Raw genomic sequence first — 14,388 nt, 5'->3', positions numbered from 1 at the left:
GCTTAGAGTCTGACGACGCCGACCCGCGGCATGTCGTGGATGTGGATCGCATCCACGAACCGGATCTGGTGCGCAGACGCCGTCATGACGATGGAGTGCGTCCGGACCCCGCCGCCGAAGAGCCGCACGCCGCGGAACAAGTCGCCATCGGTGATGCCCGTGGCGGCGAAGACGAGGTCTTTGCCGCGGACGAGATCCTCCGTCCGGTAGACACGATCGGGATCGCTGATGCCCATCTCCTTCGCGCGCAGGCGCTCCCCATCGTTGCGATACCAGAATCGACCCTGGATCTCGCCCCCGAGGCAGCGGAGCGCCGCGGCCGTGAGTACGCCTTCCGGGGCCCCGCCGATCCCCATCACGGCGTTCACGCCGGGCCCCGAGACCGCCGCGGAGATGGCCGGGGCGACGTCCCCGTCGGAAATCAGCTTGATGCGCGCGCCCGCCTTGCGGACCGCCGCGATGAGATCGGCGTGCCGCGGCCGGTCCAGGATGACGACGGTGATGTCGGAGATCTGGCGCGCTAGCGAGGCCGCCAGCACCTCGAGGTTGCGCTCGGGCGGCCACCGGAGATCGACTTTCCCGGCCGCCTGCGGGGGCACCACAAGCTTCTCCATATAAATATCGGGCGCGTGCAGGATACCGCCCTTCTCCGTCACCGCGAGAATCGCGATCGCGTTGGGGAGGCCTTTGGCCACGAGGTTCGTCCCCTCGAGCGAATCGACGGCGACATCGACGGCCAACCCGGCGCCGGAGCCGACCTCCTCGCCGATGAAGAGCAGGGGAGCCTCGTCGCGCTCCCCCTCGCCGATCACGATCCGGCCGTGGATCGGCAACTCGGCCAGGGAGGCGCGCATCGCCGCGACAGCCGCCTTATCCGTCTGCTCGGTATTCCCCTCTCCCATATGACGGGCCGCGGCGATCGCCGCGGCCTCAGTCACCTTCACGATCTCGAGCGCGAGGGTGCGTTCCATCGTGCCCGCCATGACTAGCGGGACTCTGCCGGACGTTCGGTCAGCACCACGGACATCGTGCGCGCCGTGCGGTCTCGCACGACGGTCAGTTTGATCGTCTCCCCCACCTTCTTCGTGACGACGGCGTCTCGGACGAAATCGTTCCAGCTTTCGATCCTCGTCCCGTTGACCGCGGTGACGATGTCACCCGGCTGAATCCCGGCGCGCGCGGCCGGTCCCCCGGGCTCGACCTCCCGCACGATGACCCCGTGGTCGGTCCCGAGATTGTACGCGCGCGCGGACTGCGGATCCACCTCACCGCCATAGACGACCCCGACCCTGGGCCGAATGACACGGCCGTTGGCGATGAGTTGCTCCATCTCGACTCGGACCACGTCGCTGGGAATCGCAAACCCGATGCCCTGTGCGCTCGGAATGATCGCCGTGTTGATCCCGATCACCCCTCCCGAACTGTCGACGAGGGCGCCGCCGCTGTTGCCCGGGTTGATCGCCGCGGAGGTCTGGATCAAGTTCTCCACGGCGATGTTCGGAAGCTGGATGTTCCGGTCGAGCGCGCTGACCACCCCCGTGGTCACCGTGCTCCCCAGCGCAAACGGGTTGCCGATGGCGATGGCCAGTTGCCCGACCTGCAGGCCGCTACTGCTGTCCAACCGCGCCGCCGGGAGCGGATCTTTGGAGTCCACCTTGATGACGGCCAGGTCGGCCAGCGGGTCGCGCCCGACGATCCGGCCGGTCAGCGTCTTGCCCCCGATCAGCGTCACCTTGATCGTCGTCGCGCCCTGCACGACGTGGTTGTTTGTGACGATGTAGCCATCCGGGCGGACGATCACGCCGGATCCCGCGCCCTGCTGAGGGAACACCCCGTACATCGTCTGGACCTGCGACTCCGTATCGATGTTGACGACGGCCGGGCGGACTTGCTTGACCACGTTGATGATCACCGACTCCTCGGGCGCGACGCGCACCGTCCCGCTCACGGACACGGGCGGCGCGGGGGTCAACGGCGCGGCGGGCGCCGGTGCGGACCGGACCGGCTGCGCCGAAAAGACCGGATGCAGCCCCAGATATTGAGGCAGCACGAGGGTGCCGAGCAGGGCTCCGACCGCCACGACCACCAAAATCGCGAGTGTCCCGGCGAGGTACCCTGGACCGCGGCGGCGCGGCGGCGCGCTCGGTGTCTGCATAGCCATGACACGATCCCTCCTTGTCTTTCGTCTGGCCTTACCTATTATAGCATCCACCTTTTGTCATCCTTGTCCCCAATTCCCACCCGCTTCGGCCACCCACGCCCGCCTCCCCTCGACTCCGCGCGACCACGACGCGGCGGCCGATCATGGATCGTTTGCCGCACGAGGACGCCTACGGTATAATCGGTGCGATTGAGTCTCCGCGGCTGCGAGAATGGAGCGTCCCTTCGGTGCTGAACTGGATCCGACGGCCGAAGTATGCTTCCGTGGAACGCCGGGACGTCCCGGCCGGGCTGTGGACCAAGTGTCCCCGGTGCGCCGCCCTCGTCTACCGCAAGGAACTCGAACGCAACTTCCGGGTGTGTCCCCGCTGCAGCTACCACCACCGGCTCTCTGCCGCCGACCGTCTGGCGATGGTCCTCGATGAGGGGACCTTCGTGGAGCACGACGAAGGGCTCGTCCCGGAGGATCCACTGGAGTTCATCGACGAGAGGCCCTACCCTGCCCGGATCGACGACGCCCAGCGCCGAACCGGGTTGCCCGAAGCCATCATCACCGGAACCGGCGCGATCGAGGGCCGGCGGGCGGTGGTGGGAGCGATGGAGTTCGGATTCCTCGGGGGCAGCATGGGCGCGGTCGTGGGAGAGAAGGTGGCCCGCAGCGCCGAACGGGCGGCGTCGCTCGGAAACCCGCTCATCATCTTCTCAGCGTCCGGGGGCGCACGGATGCAGGAAGGCGCGCTCTCGTTGCTGCAGATGGCCAAGACGAGCGTCGCGCTCGGCCGGCTGTCGGACGCCGGGGTGCCGTTCATCTCCGTCCTGTGTGACCCCACAACGGGCGGGGTGGCGGCGAGCTTCGCCTTCCAGGGCGATGTCATCCTGGCCGAGCCGGGAGCGCTGATCGGTTTCGCCGGGCGCCGCGTGATCGCACAGACCATCAAGCAGAAACTGCCGGAGGGGTTCCAAACCGCGGAGTTCCTGCTCGAGCACGGCTTGATCGATGCGATCGTGCTGAGGGGCGACCTCCGCCCCTCGCTCGGACGGTTCCTCCGGTTGTTCGGAGCCCCGGAGGCCCCCGCACCGGAGGCCGTCCTGCCCCAATCTCCGAGCGCCGTCGCCACCGATAATGGCCGTCCCCTCTGACCTGGCCGGCCCGGCGTTCACGAGCGAGGCGGCCGGCGAGCGCCTCGAGCGCGAGCTCGAGGGCGTCGAGCGCGAGATCGCTGAACTCAAACGCATCACGCAGAGCAACCAGGGGCTCGACCTCACCCGCCAGATCGGCGTCCTTGAGCAGCGTGCGGAGGCGCTGGGGGACGCCATCGCCCGCGACCCCACACCCTGGCAGACCGTCCAGATCGCCCGCCACCCGGAGCGGCCGAAGATCGGCGACTACATGGCCGGGCTCACGACCGACTTTGTCGAGCTCCACGGCGACCGGGTCTTCCGCGACGACCCGGCGATCGTGGGCGGGCTGGGCGACGTCGACGGACGCACCACGGCGGTGATCGGTCACGCCAAGGGCCGCGACACGCGGGAAAACATCGCCCGGAACTTCGGGATGCCGAACCCGGAAGGGTACCGGAAGGCCGTGCGCATCATGCACCTGGCCGCGAAACTCCGCGCGCCGGTCGTCACGCTGATCGACACCCCAGGCGCGTTCCCTGGGAGAGAAGCCGAGGAACGGGGGCAAAGCGAGGCGATCGCTACTGCACTCATCGAGATGGCGCGGCTTCGTACCCCGACCATCGCGGTGATCACCGGCGAAGGCGGCAGCGGCGGGGCGCTCGCCATTGGCGTGGGGGATATCGTCCTCATGCTGGAGCGAGCCGTGTACTCTGTGATCTCCCCGGAGGGCTGCGCGGCGATCCTGTGGCGGGACGGCTCGCGAAGCCGGGAAGCCGCCCGAGCCCTCCGCCTGACCGCGCGCGACCTCGTCGGGTTCGGCATCGTCGACGAGATCGTCCCGGAACCCGATGGAGGCGCCCACCGGCACCCCGACCAGGCAGTGGCCGCCGTCGCGTCCGCGATCCGCCGGCATCTGATCACGCTGGCCGCCCGGCCGGTGGAGACGCTGCTCCGCACGCGGTACGAGAAGTACCGTCGGATCGGCCGTCTCCGCGACCTCAGCCAGGTTTCGGACCAGTCCCCACGCGAGCACCACACGCCCGGGTAGGCGCGCCGCGGCCGGCGGTGCGGGGATCGCGCACAGGCGAGAGGGGGCCAACGGGATGAGCCAAGAGCGGAGGCTGGACCTCGAGGAGATCCGGGCGTTGATCCGACTCGCGACGGAAGCCGACATCACCGAGCTCGACGTCGACGCCCCACACGTCAAGGTGCGGATCAAGAAGGCCACCCGAAACTCGGCGGACCGGACGGCGGTTGAGATCCCCCATCCGGACGGCGCGCGCGCCGAGCCCCACGGCCGCCTCGTGCCGATCATCGCGCCGATGGTCGGGACGTTCTACCGGTCCCCTAAACCCGATGCCCCCGCCTTCGTCAACGAGGGCGACCAGGTCCGCGTCGGACAGACCGTATGCGTCCTCGAGGCGATGAAGTTGTTCAATGAGATCACGAGCGAGGTCGACGGTCGCATCGCCCAGGTGCTCGTCGACAACGGCGCGCCCGTTGAGTACGGGCAACCCTTGTTCCTTGTCGAACCCGCCTAACAGCCGTTAGGGAGATCCCGTATTCAGGGCGTCGACCAGGGGTGGAACGGCACGTACCAGGGCGTCGTGCAGGACCTGTTTCGTGCGCAGGTCGCGCTGGATCCCGGCGACCACAAACGCCGACTGTCGGGTCTCCGCCACGAACCGCCCCCGCGCCACATCGAAGACCTGAAGCCATAGGGTGGTATAGACGCTCGCCTCGGGTGGGGTCCTTCCGCCTTCGAGATTGTCGAGGAGGGGAATCCGTCCCACGATCAGCGCGTTCGCGCCCACGGCCCGGGCCAGAGCCCCCAGCCTGTCGAAACGAAGAATGTCTGCGCCTTGCCAGCCCAAGGACGCCTCGGCGCGTTCGATCGATTCGCGCGACACGATGGTGAGCCGACCGGCCCCCGCTCCGCTGAGCAACGCGGTGAGGTCGTCGGCCGCGAACTGCTCGGGCGCGAAGCCGAATGCACCAAGCGGGGTCGGGGCATAGAAATCGACAACCCCCACCATCCCTGCGGCGGGAGCGGCGGCGACCGCATGTCCACACAGGCTCACGGCCATCGTCACGGACAGGAGTACCACGACGCGTTGCAGCTTCATCGACGCCCTCCCCGGAGGACCCGTTTGTCATTCCAAACGTCCGCATCGCGCCTTTCGTTTCCCCACCCACCCGCACGCCCCGCTGTGCCAGAACGTGTCGGGAGTCGCTGCAGGGTAGCCGCCGTATGGGCAGCGAACATGTGTCCCGTCTTCGTGGAGCGGCCAAGGATTCCAACAACCCTTAGGATATCGGGCTGATGTTTTCCAAAGTACTCATCGCGAACCGAGGGGAGATCGCGGTCAGGGTCATCCGCGCCTGCCGCGAATTAGGCGTGCGAACCGCGGCCGTATACTCGGACGCCGACCGCGGATCGCTGCACGTCCGGCTCGCCGATGAAGCCTTCTGCATCGGGCCCGCGCCCGCCCGGGACAGCTACCTCAACATCCCCAGCATCATGAGCACGGCCGAACTGCTGGGCGTCGACGCGATCCATCCCGGGTACGGTTTCCTCGCGGAGAACCCTCACTTCGCAGAAGTCTGCCGCGACATCGGGATTACGTTCATCGGGCCGTCACCCGAGGCGATCGGGAAAATGGGCGATAAATCGGCCGCGCGGGCGATGGTCCGCAAAGCCGGTGTGGAGATCGTGCCGGGCAGCGACGGCCCCGTCCGCGACGAGGGGGAGGCGACCGTCGCCGCCAGACACCTCGGTTATCCGCTCATCATCAAGGCGGCGGGCGGCGGTGGCGGCAGGGGAATGCGGGTGGTGCACAACCGCGACGACTTGCGCCGGGGACTTAACGAAGCCCACGCGGAAGCCGAGGCGGCGTTCGGGAACGGCGAGGTCTACATCGAGAAGTATCTCGAAGAGCCGCGCCACATCGAAGTGCAGATCCTCGCCGACCACCGCGGCACCATCTCGACGCTGGGCGAGCGCGACTGCTCCGTGCAGCGCCGGCATCAGAAACTCATCGAGGAGTCGCCGTCCCCGGGCGTCACGTCCAAACTGCGCCGGGCGCTGGCCCGGGCGGCCGCCCGTGTCGCAGAGGCGGTCGCGTACACGAACGCGGGAACGGTCGAGTTCCTCGTGGACCAGAGCGAGCGGTTCTATTTCGTTGAGATGAACACGCGGATCCAGGTTGAGCACGGCGTCACCGAAATGGTCACCGGGGTCGACCTGGTGAAAGAGCAGATCCGGATCGCCGCGGGGGAGCGCCTCACGATCCCCCGCGAGGTCGAGGCGCGGGGGCATGCCATCGAGTGCCGCGTAAACGCCGAGGATCCGGCGCGGGGATTTTTGCCCAGCCCGGGGCTGATCACGGCATTCGTCCCGCCCGGCGGACCCGGGATCCGCGTGGACACCCACGCCTTCGCCGGCTACGCCGTCCCTCCGCATTACGATTCCCTCATCGCTAAGGTCATCGCCTGGGGGCAGCATCGCGACGAAGCGATCGTCCGGATGCAGCGGGCGCTCGGCGAGTTTGAAATCGCCGGGATCCAGACAACGATCCCGTTCCATCAAGAAGCGCTCGACAACGCGTTCTTCAGGCGCGGCGAAGTGTACGTCAACTTCGTGCAGCGCCGCATAGACCTGAGCGCGCTCCGGGCCTAGCCGGTCTCGAGCGGTCTGCCCGGCCGACCCACGTCCCACCGGACCCTCGGTGTCTTCGGATGGGTTATGAGGGACTTCTGTGTACGGCGACGCCGGCCACGACAAGCACCACGCCGACAAGCTCGATCGCAGTGGGGAACTGGCGGAGCACGAGGACCCCAACGGCAGTCGCGGTGGCCGGGAGGAGTGCGAGCATGAGGGCGAACGTCGCGCGCGGCAGCCGAGACATCGCCAGCTGGTCACACACGTAGGGAATTACGGAGGAGCTAACCCCAACCCCGATGCCGGCCAGGAGCAGCGGGGGGTGCAGGAATGCGGGCACAGCGTCGACGAGGCCGAAGGGCGTGCTGGCCACCAGGGCGATGAGCATCGCCGCGCCAAGCCGGTCGATCCCAGCAGTGCCGCCGTCCTGGGCCAGCCGGTGACCGAGGATGACATACATGACGAACAAGGCGCAGTTGGCGAAGGCAAACACGAAACCGAACGGCTCACCGGCGATGCGGATATCCGCGAGCAGGTATACACCGCCCGCGGCAAGGGCCAGCGCGACGAGGTTGCGGCCGGTCCGGGCGCCCGCGGCCGCAAGGCCGATCGGGCCGAGGAACTCGATGGCCCCGACCGTCCCGAGCGGCAGCCGATCAATGGCCAGGTAAAAACACGTGTTCATGCCGGCGAGGACGGCACCCAGGGCCATCAGCGTCTGCCGCTGTGGCGGCTGAAGCCGGTGCCAGAACCGCCACGGCCGCCGCCACATCACAAAAATCGCCCCTGCGCTGGCGATCCGCAGCCAGACGACGCCGAACACGGCGATGTGGCGGAACAGCAGCACCGCGAACGATGGCCCCAGATAATGGAACAAGGCGCTCACCAGAAAGAATGCCTGGGGCGGGATGGCGCCCGCCGCGGCAGCGCGCCCTGCGTGCGCCCGCGTTGGCCGGTCGCCGCCCCGGATGTTTCCCCTCACGATCCTTATGTTTGCAGCCAAGGCGGCCGGCGTCCATGGTAGTATTGAAGTACTATGGCGAAGATGCCTGGAAAACAGCGGCAACGACGGCGGATCACTTTTGCACATGTAAGTCCATTGCTGGACGACGTGAACGTCCGCCTGCTGCGCGAACTACAACTCGATCCGCGCTTGACCATGTCCGCACTCGCGCGGCGTGTCAGAATGTCCGCGCCCGCGATTACGGAGCGGGTGAGGCGCCTGGAGGAGGGCGGCGTCATCACCGGCTACCGGGTGAACGTCGATCCGAAGGCGCTGGGACTCCCGCTGGCCGCGTACGTCCGCATCCGACCCACGCCCGGACAGCTGGCGAACGTCGTTGAACTGGCGCGGCGAACGCCGGAGGTCGTTGAATGCCACAGGATCACCGGCGAGGACTGCTTCTTGCTCAAACTCCACGTCGCCGAGGTGGACCAGATCGAGGAGATTCTCGATCGCTTCCTCATCCTCGGGCAGACCACGACGTCGATTGTCCAGTCCTCACCCGTGCCGCTTCGACCGCTCCCGCTGCCGACGGGCTGAGGGCGACCTTGACGCGGATGGACGCGGTACACTAATATAACATGTAAGTCTGATATATGACGTGGAGATCTATGCCGGCAGGAAGCACCGTGGTGACGATGGCGCAGGCGCTCGCCGATCCGGTCCGGCTCGCCATCTTGGAGCGGCTGATGGCGGGCCCGGCGGCGGTCTCGGAGCTTGTGCTGCTCAACGGGGGGACTCAGTCCAAGGTCTCCAATCACCTGGCCGTGTTGAGGGACCGCGGGCTGGTCAACGCAACGCGGCTGGGGCGGCAGCGGCTCTACGAGATCTCGAATGCATCGGTGGGACAGTTGGTGGAATCCCTGATCGTCATTGCAGGGCGCAGCCCCACGAGACTCGAGCAGTCGCCCTCGCTGGCCAGGGCGCGCACCTGCTACGATCACCTGGCGGGCCGCCTCGGCGTGGCGATCTTCGATTCCCTCGTGGCGCGCCGCGCGATTGCGCAGCCCGACAAGCGGTACCGGGGCCCGCTGAACCTCGGGCCCGCGGGTGCGGAGGTGTTTGGTCGTCTGGGAATCGAGCTCGATGATGTACGCAAGGAGCGACGCCAGTTCGCGACGGCCTGCGGTGACTGGACTGAACGGAGGCCGCACCTGGGCGGCGCACTCGGGGCGGCGCTGTGGGCCCGGTCCTTGGAACAGGGATGGGCGATACACAAGCCCGGCACCCGGATCGTGGTGGTCACGGCAAGCGGCCGGAGAGGATTCCGCAAGCATCTCGGGATCCGTGCCGACCACACCCCATCGGTATAGACGGCTCTGATGATCAGTCTCCCGCTCCCGCGGCTGTTTCACGTTACTCGCACGCTGTCGTTCCTCAAGAACTCCTCACTGCGAACCCCCTACCATTTCATGGATGCGCGCCGCGTCCGCCGGCTGGTCCACCTGGACGGGTGCCCGACGGTGGTGGAGTTTGGCTTCCCGAAGGCCGCGGGCATGAAGCTCCGGGTCGCGGTTGCGGGCGCAGCGGCAGACGGGAGACGGCGCGGGGGGAAGGATCCGGCCGCGGCGCCCGCCCTCCGGCGGCTCGCGGCCACCGTATGGAGCCTCGGTGACGACCTGCAGCGCTGCTATCGCGTCTTCAAGAGCGATCCGGTGATGGCGCCGCTCTTGGGACCCTGCCGGGGCCTGCGCATGATCCGGACCCCCGATCCCTACGAGGCCCTGCTCATCGCCGTCGTGAACCAGCAGGTCAGCGTGGCGTCTGCCGAATCGATCCGCCGCCGTATGAACGCGGCCCTGGGCGACCGAATCACGAGCGACGGGATCACGTACATGGCCTACCCGTCTCCCCGGCGATTGCTGGCCACGCGCTCCCCCGCCCTGCGCGCGCTGGGCCTGAGCCGCCAGAAGGCGCGCTATGTCCTGGAGATCGCCGCGCGGGCGGCAGCTGGAGCCTTGGACCCCGCGCTCTTTGATGCGCTCGATGATGAGGCGGTGATCGCGAGGTTGATGGAGATTCCCGGGGTCGGCCGGTGGACCGCAGAAATCGTGCTGATGCGGGGACTGGGCCGCCCCGATGTCTTTCCCGCCGGTGACCTCGGACTCGCCGTGGCGGTTCAGCGGGTCCTGGGGCGGAAAGACCGTCCAAGGGAAGACGAGATGCGCGCGCTGGCCGAGCACTGGAAGGGGTGGCGGAGCTACGGAGCGCTGTATCTGTGGCGATCGTTGGGGATCACCGCGTAGTCGGGCACGCCCCTCCCGCGCCAACGGGAGGATCCCCAGACGGTAACACGAAGTCCATTAGATCGTGGCACAGTCAGTCCTCGTGACGGGATTTGACCCGTTCGGGGGACACCCGGTGAACCCAAGCGCGCAGATCGCCGCTGCCTTGACGGATCGGGAGATCGCGGGCATCATGGTCCGGACCGGCATCCTCCCGGTCGTCCGCGCCCTTGCCGGCGAGCGCGTCACCCAGTTGATCGAACGTTGTCACCCGGCGGCGGTGGTGTGTTTCGGCCAGGGCGGCCCCCGGCAGACCGCGCTCAGGATCGAGCGGTTGGCCGCCAACATCCGCGACTACCCTATCCCGGACAACGCAGGCTACCGTGCGACCGGGGAACCGGTCATCCCAGGCGCACCGGCCGCCTACTTCGCGACCCTCCCGGTGACGGCGATTCGCGATCGGGTTCGGACGGCGGGAGTGCCGTGCCGGCTCTCAAACTCCGCGGGGACGTTCCTCTGCAACGAAGTCTTCTTCACGGCGCTTCATTATCTCTCCGCGACCGTCCCCTCGACCCCCGTAGGGTTCGTGCACGTCCCGCTGCTGCCGGAGCAGGTGGCGCGCGAGGACCGGCCCGGCCCGTCGATGGGACTAGACACCATGCTCCGCGGAGTCCGCGCAATCCTCGAGGTGATCGTCGAGGTCGTGGCATCCCTTAGCGATGGGCGAGCAGCGCCCTCCCGACAGCGGGTCGGCCTTCCCACAGAGTAGGCGCACACCGAACAGCGCGCCACGCAGTATGGCGTTGCCATTATCCAGATCAGCTCGTAGAGGGGGGAGTGCGATGACGTCTAGAGCACACGGCGCCGTGAGAGTCGGGCTTGCGGTCGCGCTCTGCGCGGTGATGACAGCAATGCTGGGCGGCGGGCCGGCGGGGGCGCAGTCACCCGCCCACTCCCGGGGCCGATCGCTCGTGATCGTGCAGGCCCAGGATCCGCAGACCTGGGACCCGATCGCGACGTTCCTGCTCTCGTGGGGAATGGTGGGGTCGAACCTCTTTGATGGCCTGCTGGACCGGGGCCCGGACCTCGTCCTGCGGCCGGGACTGGCGACGAGTTGGATGTGGATCCGCCCCGACGTCTTGCAGTTCAAGCTCCGCAAGGGCGTGAAGTTTCACAACGGCGAGCCGGTCGACGCCGACGCCGTGAAGTTCACCTTCGATCGCCTCCTCGGGCCGGAGGGCGCCAAGGGGCCCCAGCAGGGCAACTACAAGTCGATCGATCACGTCCAGGTTGTCGACCCCTTCACGGTCAACTTCGTCATGAAGACCGAGGATCCCGTGATCGTCACGAAGCTCGCCGGATACGGGGCGATGATCGTCCCGCCCAAGTACATCCAGGAGCACGGAAGCGCCTACTTCGGAAGCAACCCTGTCGGCACAGGCCCCTTCAAGTTTGTCGAATACCGGAAGGACGATCACCTCACTCTGGCGGTCAACCGGGACTACTGGAACGGGGCGCCTCATGTCTCCGCGGTCACCTACCGGTTCGTGCCGGAGGCCGCGACCCGGGTGGCGGAGCTCCAGGCCGGGCGCGCGGACATCGCCCAAGGGATCCCGGTGAGTCAGGCCGAGGTGGTGAAGAAGGATGCGAATCTCACGCTCATGCCGGTCGGCAGCCCTACGGTTATCGAGATCCGCTTCGACCCGTCGAAGCCGCCCGCGGGCGACGTCCGCTTCCGGAAGGCCGTGATCGCCTCGATCGACGTGCAGACGATCATCAGCACGATCCTGCAGGGCTACGGTCACCGCGTCTCAACGTTCCAGAGCCCGCTCTCGTTCGGCAACGATGCGTCGATGAAACCCTATCCCTACGATCCCAACCAGGCGAAGCAGCTTCTGGCGGAGGCCGGGATCAAACCGGGCACGGAAGTCACGTTGAGCTTCCCCAGCAACAATGCGGATTTTCGCGAAGCGGCGCAGGCGATGGGCAGCTACCTGCAGGCCGTCGGGCTCAAGCTCGTGCTCCAGCCGTTCGAGCAGGTCACCTATTTCAGCGACATCCTCCCGCACGCCAAGACGGGGCCCATCTACGAGTTCGGTTGGGGCGGATGGACGCTCGACTTCGACAACACCGCCTACCTGCTCTATCACAAGGGGGAATACTGGAACCCGGTTTTCAGCGATTCCGAGGTGGAGCGCTACTTGACGCAGGAGCGGACGACCAACGACCAGGGAGCCCGCCGGAAGGCGTTCTTCGCGCTCGACCACCGTTTGTACGACCTGGCGATTGACTTCCCGCTGTGGCAGACGGTGAACCTCTGGGGCATCAACAAGCGGGTCCGGGGGTTTGTGGCGCCGCCGGACGACCGGGTTCGGCTGCTCTCGATCGACGTCCAGTAGCCCTTCGTGCTTCGGTACATCGCCGCCAGAACGGGGGGCGCGCTCGCCGTCCTTGCGGCGATCACCCTCTTCGTTGCCTTTGGGGTGCGGCTGACGGGTGACCCCGCGGTCGCTCAGTTCGAGGGAGGGACCCCGCCGAGCGCCGAGGATATCGCCCGCATTCAGCGGGCGCTTGGGACCAACCGACCGTTCCTTACGCAGTACGGGGCGTTTGTCGCCGACGCCCTGCGGGGCAATCTCGGGACCTCGTTTCGCAGCGGGCAGCCCGTGGTCGCGTTGATCGCAGAACGGACCCCGGCCACCCTGGCGCTGGCCACCGGGGGGATGGTGGTCGCGCTGCTCGCCGCGTTCCCGCTGGGCACGTACGCCGCGACGCACCGCAACGCGCTCGCCGACGTCCTGATCCGGGTCGGGAGCCTGCTCGGATTGTCGTTTCCGAACTTCTGGCTCGGGATCATGTTGATCCTCATCGTCGCGGTGCGCCTTCGCTGGCTCCCGCCTTCCGGCTACAGCGGACCGGAGTCTCTGATCCTCCCCAGTGTCACGCTCGGCATCGTCCTCGCCAGCACGCTCGTACGCCTGGTTCGTGCCAGCCTCCTGGACACGCTGGGGCAGCCGTACGTCCGCACGGCGCGGGCGAAGGGCCTCCGCGAGCGCGTCGTGATCGGCCGGCACGCGCTGCGGAACGCTCTCCTCCCGGTCGTCACTTTCGTCGGGCTGCAGTTCGGCGCGCTGCTCGGGGGGATCGTCATCCTCGAAACCGTCTACGCCTGGCCGGGGATCGGCCAGCTGGCGGTGTCAGCGGTCGTCACGCGCGACTACCCGGTGGTTCAGGGGATCGTCGTTGTCCTCGCCTGTGGGGTGATTCTTATCAACCTGCTTGTGGACATCAGCTACGGGCTGCTGAACCCGCGGGTCCGCGTGGGCGTATGAGCATGCAACTTGCCGCCCCAGCGGGAGCCACGGCGGGGTTGTTGGCGTGGCGGCGCGGCATCGCCGGCCGGAGGTGGGGATTGGGGGTCGGCCTCGTCCTCGTGGTGCTGGCCACCGCGGCTGCGATCGGGGCGCCTCTTCTGGCTCCCCACAGCCCGCTTGCTGCAGACCTTCGAGCCCGTCTCACCCCGCCCGCCTGGCTCACGCCGGGTTCCCCCTACCTCCTCGGGACCGACGCGATCGGCCGCGACATGCTCAGCCGGATCATCTACGGGGCGCGGATTTCTCTCGAGGTTGGCCTCCTCTCGGTGCTGCTGTCGTCGCTCGCCGGCACCGCGCTCGGTCTGCTGAGCGGATTTTACGGCGGGTGGTTCGATGAGGTGGTGATGCGGGTCGCGGACCTGCAGCTCAGTTTCCCTTTCATCCTCTTCGCGATCGTCGTGATCGTCGTCCTGGGCCCGGGGCTCAACCGGATCATCTTTGTCCTGGCGGCCACACAGTGGGCTCAGTATGCAAGGGTTGTCCGCAGCGAGACCCTCGCGGTCCGCGAAACCGATTATATCCTGGCGGCCAGGGCGATCGGGGTGGCGGACCGGCGCATCATCTGGCGGCACGTCCTCCCGAACGCCCTCGGCGCGGTGATGGTGCTCGCTACGTTGAGCATCGCCAACAACATCCTCCTCGAGGCGTCGCTGACGTTCCTCGGGCTCGGGGTCGATCCGACCATCCCCTCATGGGGCGGCATGCTCGCCGACAGCCGGAACTACATCCAGACGGCCTGGTGGGATTCCACGTTCCCCGGAGTGGCGATCATGCTCACCGTCATGGGCTTCAACCTCGTCGGCGACTGGCTGCGGGACCGGTTGAGCCCGGACCTCCGCTGAC

The 14,388-nt window shown here is 67.5% G+C and carries 15 protein-coding genes; 11 read left to right on the top strand and 4 right to left on the bottom strand.

Features of this window, described 5'->3' with window-relative positions; translation table 11 throughout:
• Positions 1 to 2 precede the first annotated feature (2 nt).
• Positions 3 to 971, bottom strand: coding sequence for a class II fructose-bisphosphatase (gene glpX / locus VFP86_11345; protein ID HET9000234.1), 969 nt, complete (start codon positions 969 to 971; stop codon positions 3 to 5).
• 14 nt (positions 972 to 985) lie between these two features.
• On the bottom strand, positions 986 to 2,161 hold the full coding sequence (locus tag VFP86_11340; GenBank protein ID HET9000233.1) for a trypsin-like peptidase domain-containing protein: 1,176 nt from the start codon (positions 2,159 to 2,161) through the stop codon (positions 986 to 988).
• Positions 2,162 to 2,304: 143 nt separating this feature from the next.
• Between VFP86_11340 and accD the strand changes: the two genes are divergently transcribed.
• The 3 genes from accD to accB are packed head-to-tail and all read left to right on the top strand — an operon-like array spanning position 2,305 to position 4,823.
• The gene (gene accD / locus VFP86_11335) at positions 2,305 to 3,300 is read left to right on the top strand and encodes an acetyl-CoA carboxylase, carboxyltransferase subunit beta (protein HET9000232.1); all 996 of its coding nucleotides are present in this window, start codon (positions 2,305 to 2,307) and stop codon (positions 3,298 to 3,300) included.
• Positions 3,284 to 4,330: an acetyl-CoA carboxylase carboxyltransferase subunit alpha gene (locus VFP86_11330; protein HET9000231.1), complete on the top strand. Its 1,047-nt coding sequence runs from the start codon at positions 3,284 to 3,286 to the stop codon at positions 4,328 to 4,330. Before accD ends, VFP86_11330 begins: the two co-directional genes overlap by 17 nt.
• A 55-nt stretch (positions 4,331 to 4,385) precedes the next feature.
• On the top strand, positions 4,386 to 4,823 hold the full coding sequence (gene accB / locus VFP86_11325) for an acetyl-CoA carboxylase biotin carboxyl carrier protein (GenBank protein ID HET9000230.1): 438 nt from the start codon (positions 4,386 to 4,388) through the stop codon (positions 4,821 to 4,823).
• Positions 4,824 to 4,829: 6 nt separating this feature from the next.
• Here the strand turns inward: accB and VFP86_11320 are convergent, their stop codons facing one another.
• Positions 4,830 to 5,408 carry a hypothetical protein gene (locus VFP86_11320; protein ID HET9000229.1) on the bottom strand — a complete coding sequence of 193 codons (579 nt, stop codon included), beginning with the start codon at positions 5,406 to 5,408 and terminating at the stop codon, positions 4,830 to 4,832.
• A gap of 197 nt (positions 5,409 to 5,605) precedes the next feature.
• Here VFP86_11320 and accC point away from each other — a divergent pair, with 197 nt between their 5' ends.
• Positions 5,606 to 6,961 carry an acetyl-CoA carboxylase biotin carboxylase subunit gene (gene accC, locus VFP86_11315; GenBank protein ID HET9000228.1) on the top strand — a complete coding sequence of 452 codons (1,356 nt, stop codon included), beginning with the start codon at positions 5,606 to 5,608 and terminating at the stop codon, positions 6,959 to 6,961.
• A gap of 64 nt (positions 6,962 to 7,025) precedes the next feature.
• On the opposite strand, the gene VFP86_11310 is transcribed toward accC, so the two are convergent.
• Entirely contained in the window at positions 7,026 to 7,925 is a 900-nt protein-coding gene (locus VFP86_11310; GenBank protein ID HET9000227.1) for an EamA family transporter, read from the bottom strand.
• 63 nt (positions 7,926 to 7,988) lie between these two features.
• On the opposite strand from VFP86_11310, the gene VFP86_11305 reads away from it, so the two are divergent.
• From VFP86_11305 to VFP86_11275, 7 genes are all read left to right on the top strand, one after another.
• Positions 7,989 to 8,486 carry an Lrp/AsnC family transcriptional regulator gene (locus tag VFP86_11305; protein ID HET9000226.1) on the top strand — a complete coding sequence of 166 codons (498 nt, stop codon included), beginning with the start codon at positions 7,989 to 7,991 and terminating at the stop codon, positions 8,484 to 8,486.
• A gap of 71 nt (positions 8,487 to 8,557) precedes the next feature.
• A complete protein-coding gene (locus VFP86_11300) occupies positions 8,558 to 9,259 on the top strand; it encodes a metalloregulator ArsR/SmtB family transcription factor (protein HET9000225.1) in 702 nt (233 codons plus the stop codon).
• Between the two features lie 9 nt (positions 9,260 to 9,268).
• Entirely contained in the window at positions 9,269 to 10,192 is a 924-nt protein-coding gene (locus VFP86_11295) for a DNA-3-methyladenine glycosylase (protein ID HET9000224.1), read from the top strand.
• A gap of 64 nt (positions 10,193 to 10,256) precedes the next feature.
• A complete protein-coding gene (gene pcp, locus VFP86_11290) occupies positions 10,257 to 10,940 on the top strand; it encodes a pyroglutamyl-peptidase I (protein HET9000223.1) in 684 nt (227 codons plus the stop codon).
• 73 nt (positions 10,941 to 11,013) lie between these two features.
• The gene (locus VFP86_11285; protein ID HET9000222.1) at positions 11,014 to 12,570 is read left to right on the top strand and encodes an ABC transporter substrate-binding protein; all 1,557 of its coding nucleotides are present in this window, start codon (positions 11,014 to 11,016) and stop codon (positions 12,568 to 12,570) included.
• 6 nt (positions 12,571 to 12,576) lie between these two features.
• Positions 12,577 to 13,503 (top strand): ABC transporter permease, encoded by a 927-nt coding sequence (locus tag VFP86_11280; protein ID HET9000221.1) that lies wholly within the window; start codon positions 12,577 to 12,579, stop codon positions 13,501 to 13,503.
• Positions 13,500 to 14,387: an ABC transporter permease gene (locus VFP86_11275; protein HET9000220.1), complete on the top strand. Its 888-nt coding sequence runs from the start codon at positions 13,500 to 13,502 to the stop codon at positions 14,385 to 14,387. The genes VFP86_11280 and VFP86_11275 overlap by 4 nt, the downstream gene beginning before the upstream one ends.
• Position 14,388: the final 1 nt, after the last annotated feature.

The sequence above is a fragment of the bacterium genome, assembly GCA_035703895.1.
Classification (GTDB): domain Bacteria; phylum Sysuimicrobiota; class Sysuimicrobiia; order Sysuimicrobiales; family Segetimicrobiaceae; genus Segetimicrobium.
This window is presented reverse-complemented; position numbering and strand designations above follow the sequence as displayed.

Excerpts from the sequence above, each read along its gene's own strand:
- accB (HET9000230.1), top strand. The coding sequence starts at position 4,386 with ATGAGCCAAGAGCGGAGGCTGGACCTCGAGGAGATCCGGGCGTTGATC.
- accD (HET9000232.1), top strand. The coding sequence starts at position 2,305 with ATGGATCGTTTGCCGCACGAGGACGCCTACGGTATAATCGGTGCGATT.
- VFP86_11305 (HET9000226.1), top strand. The coding sequence starts at position 7,989 with ATGCCTGGAAAACAGCGGCAACGACGGCGGATCACTTTTGCACATGTA.
- VFP86_11295 (HET9000224.1), top strand. The coding sequence starts at position 9,269 with ATGATCAGTCTCCCGCTCCCGCGGCTGTTTCACGTTACTCGCACGCTG.
- glpX (HET9000234.1), bottom strand. The coding sequence starts at position 971 with ATGGAACGCACCCTCGCGCTCGAGATCGTGAAGGTGACTGAGGCCGCG.
- VFP86_11275 (HET9000220.1), top strand. The coding sequence starts at position 13,500 with ATGAGCATGCAACTTGCCGCCCCAGCGGGAGCCACGGCGGGGTTGTTG.
- VFP86_11340 (HET9000233.1), bottom strand. The coding sequence starts at position 2,161 with ATGGCTATGCAGACACCGAGCGCGCCGCCGCGCCGCCGCGGTCCAGGG.
- VFP86_11320 (HET9000229.1), bottom strand. The coding sequence starts at position 5,408 with ATGAAGCTGCAACGCGTCGTGGTACTCCTGTCCGTGACGATGGCCGTG.
- accC (HET9000228.1), top strand. The coding sequence starts at position 5,606 with ATGTTTTCCAAAGTACTCATCGCGAACCGAGGGGAGATCGCGGTCAGG.
- VFP86_11300 (HET9000225.1), top strand. The coding sequence starts at position 8,558 with ATGCCGGCAGGAAGCACCGTGGTGACGATGGCGCAGGCGCTCGCCGAT.
- VFP86_11285 (HET9000222.1), top strand. The coding sequence starts at position 11,014 with ATGACGTCTAGAGCACACGGCGCCGTGAGAGTCGGGCTTGCGGTCGCG.
- VFP86_11330 (HET9000231.1), top strand. The coding sequence starts at position 3,284 with ATGGCCGTCCCCTCTGACCTGGCCGGCCCGGCGTTCACGAGCGAGGCG.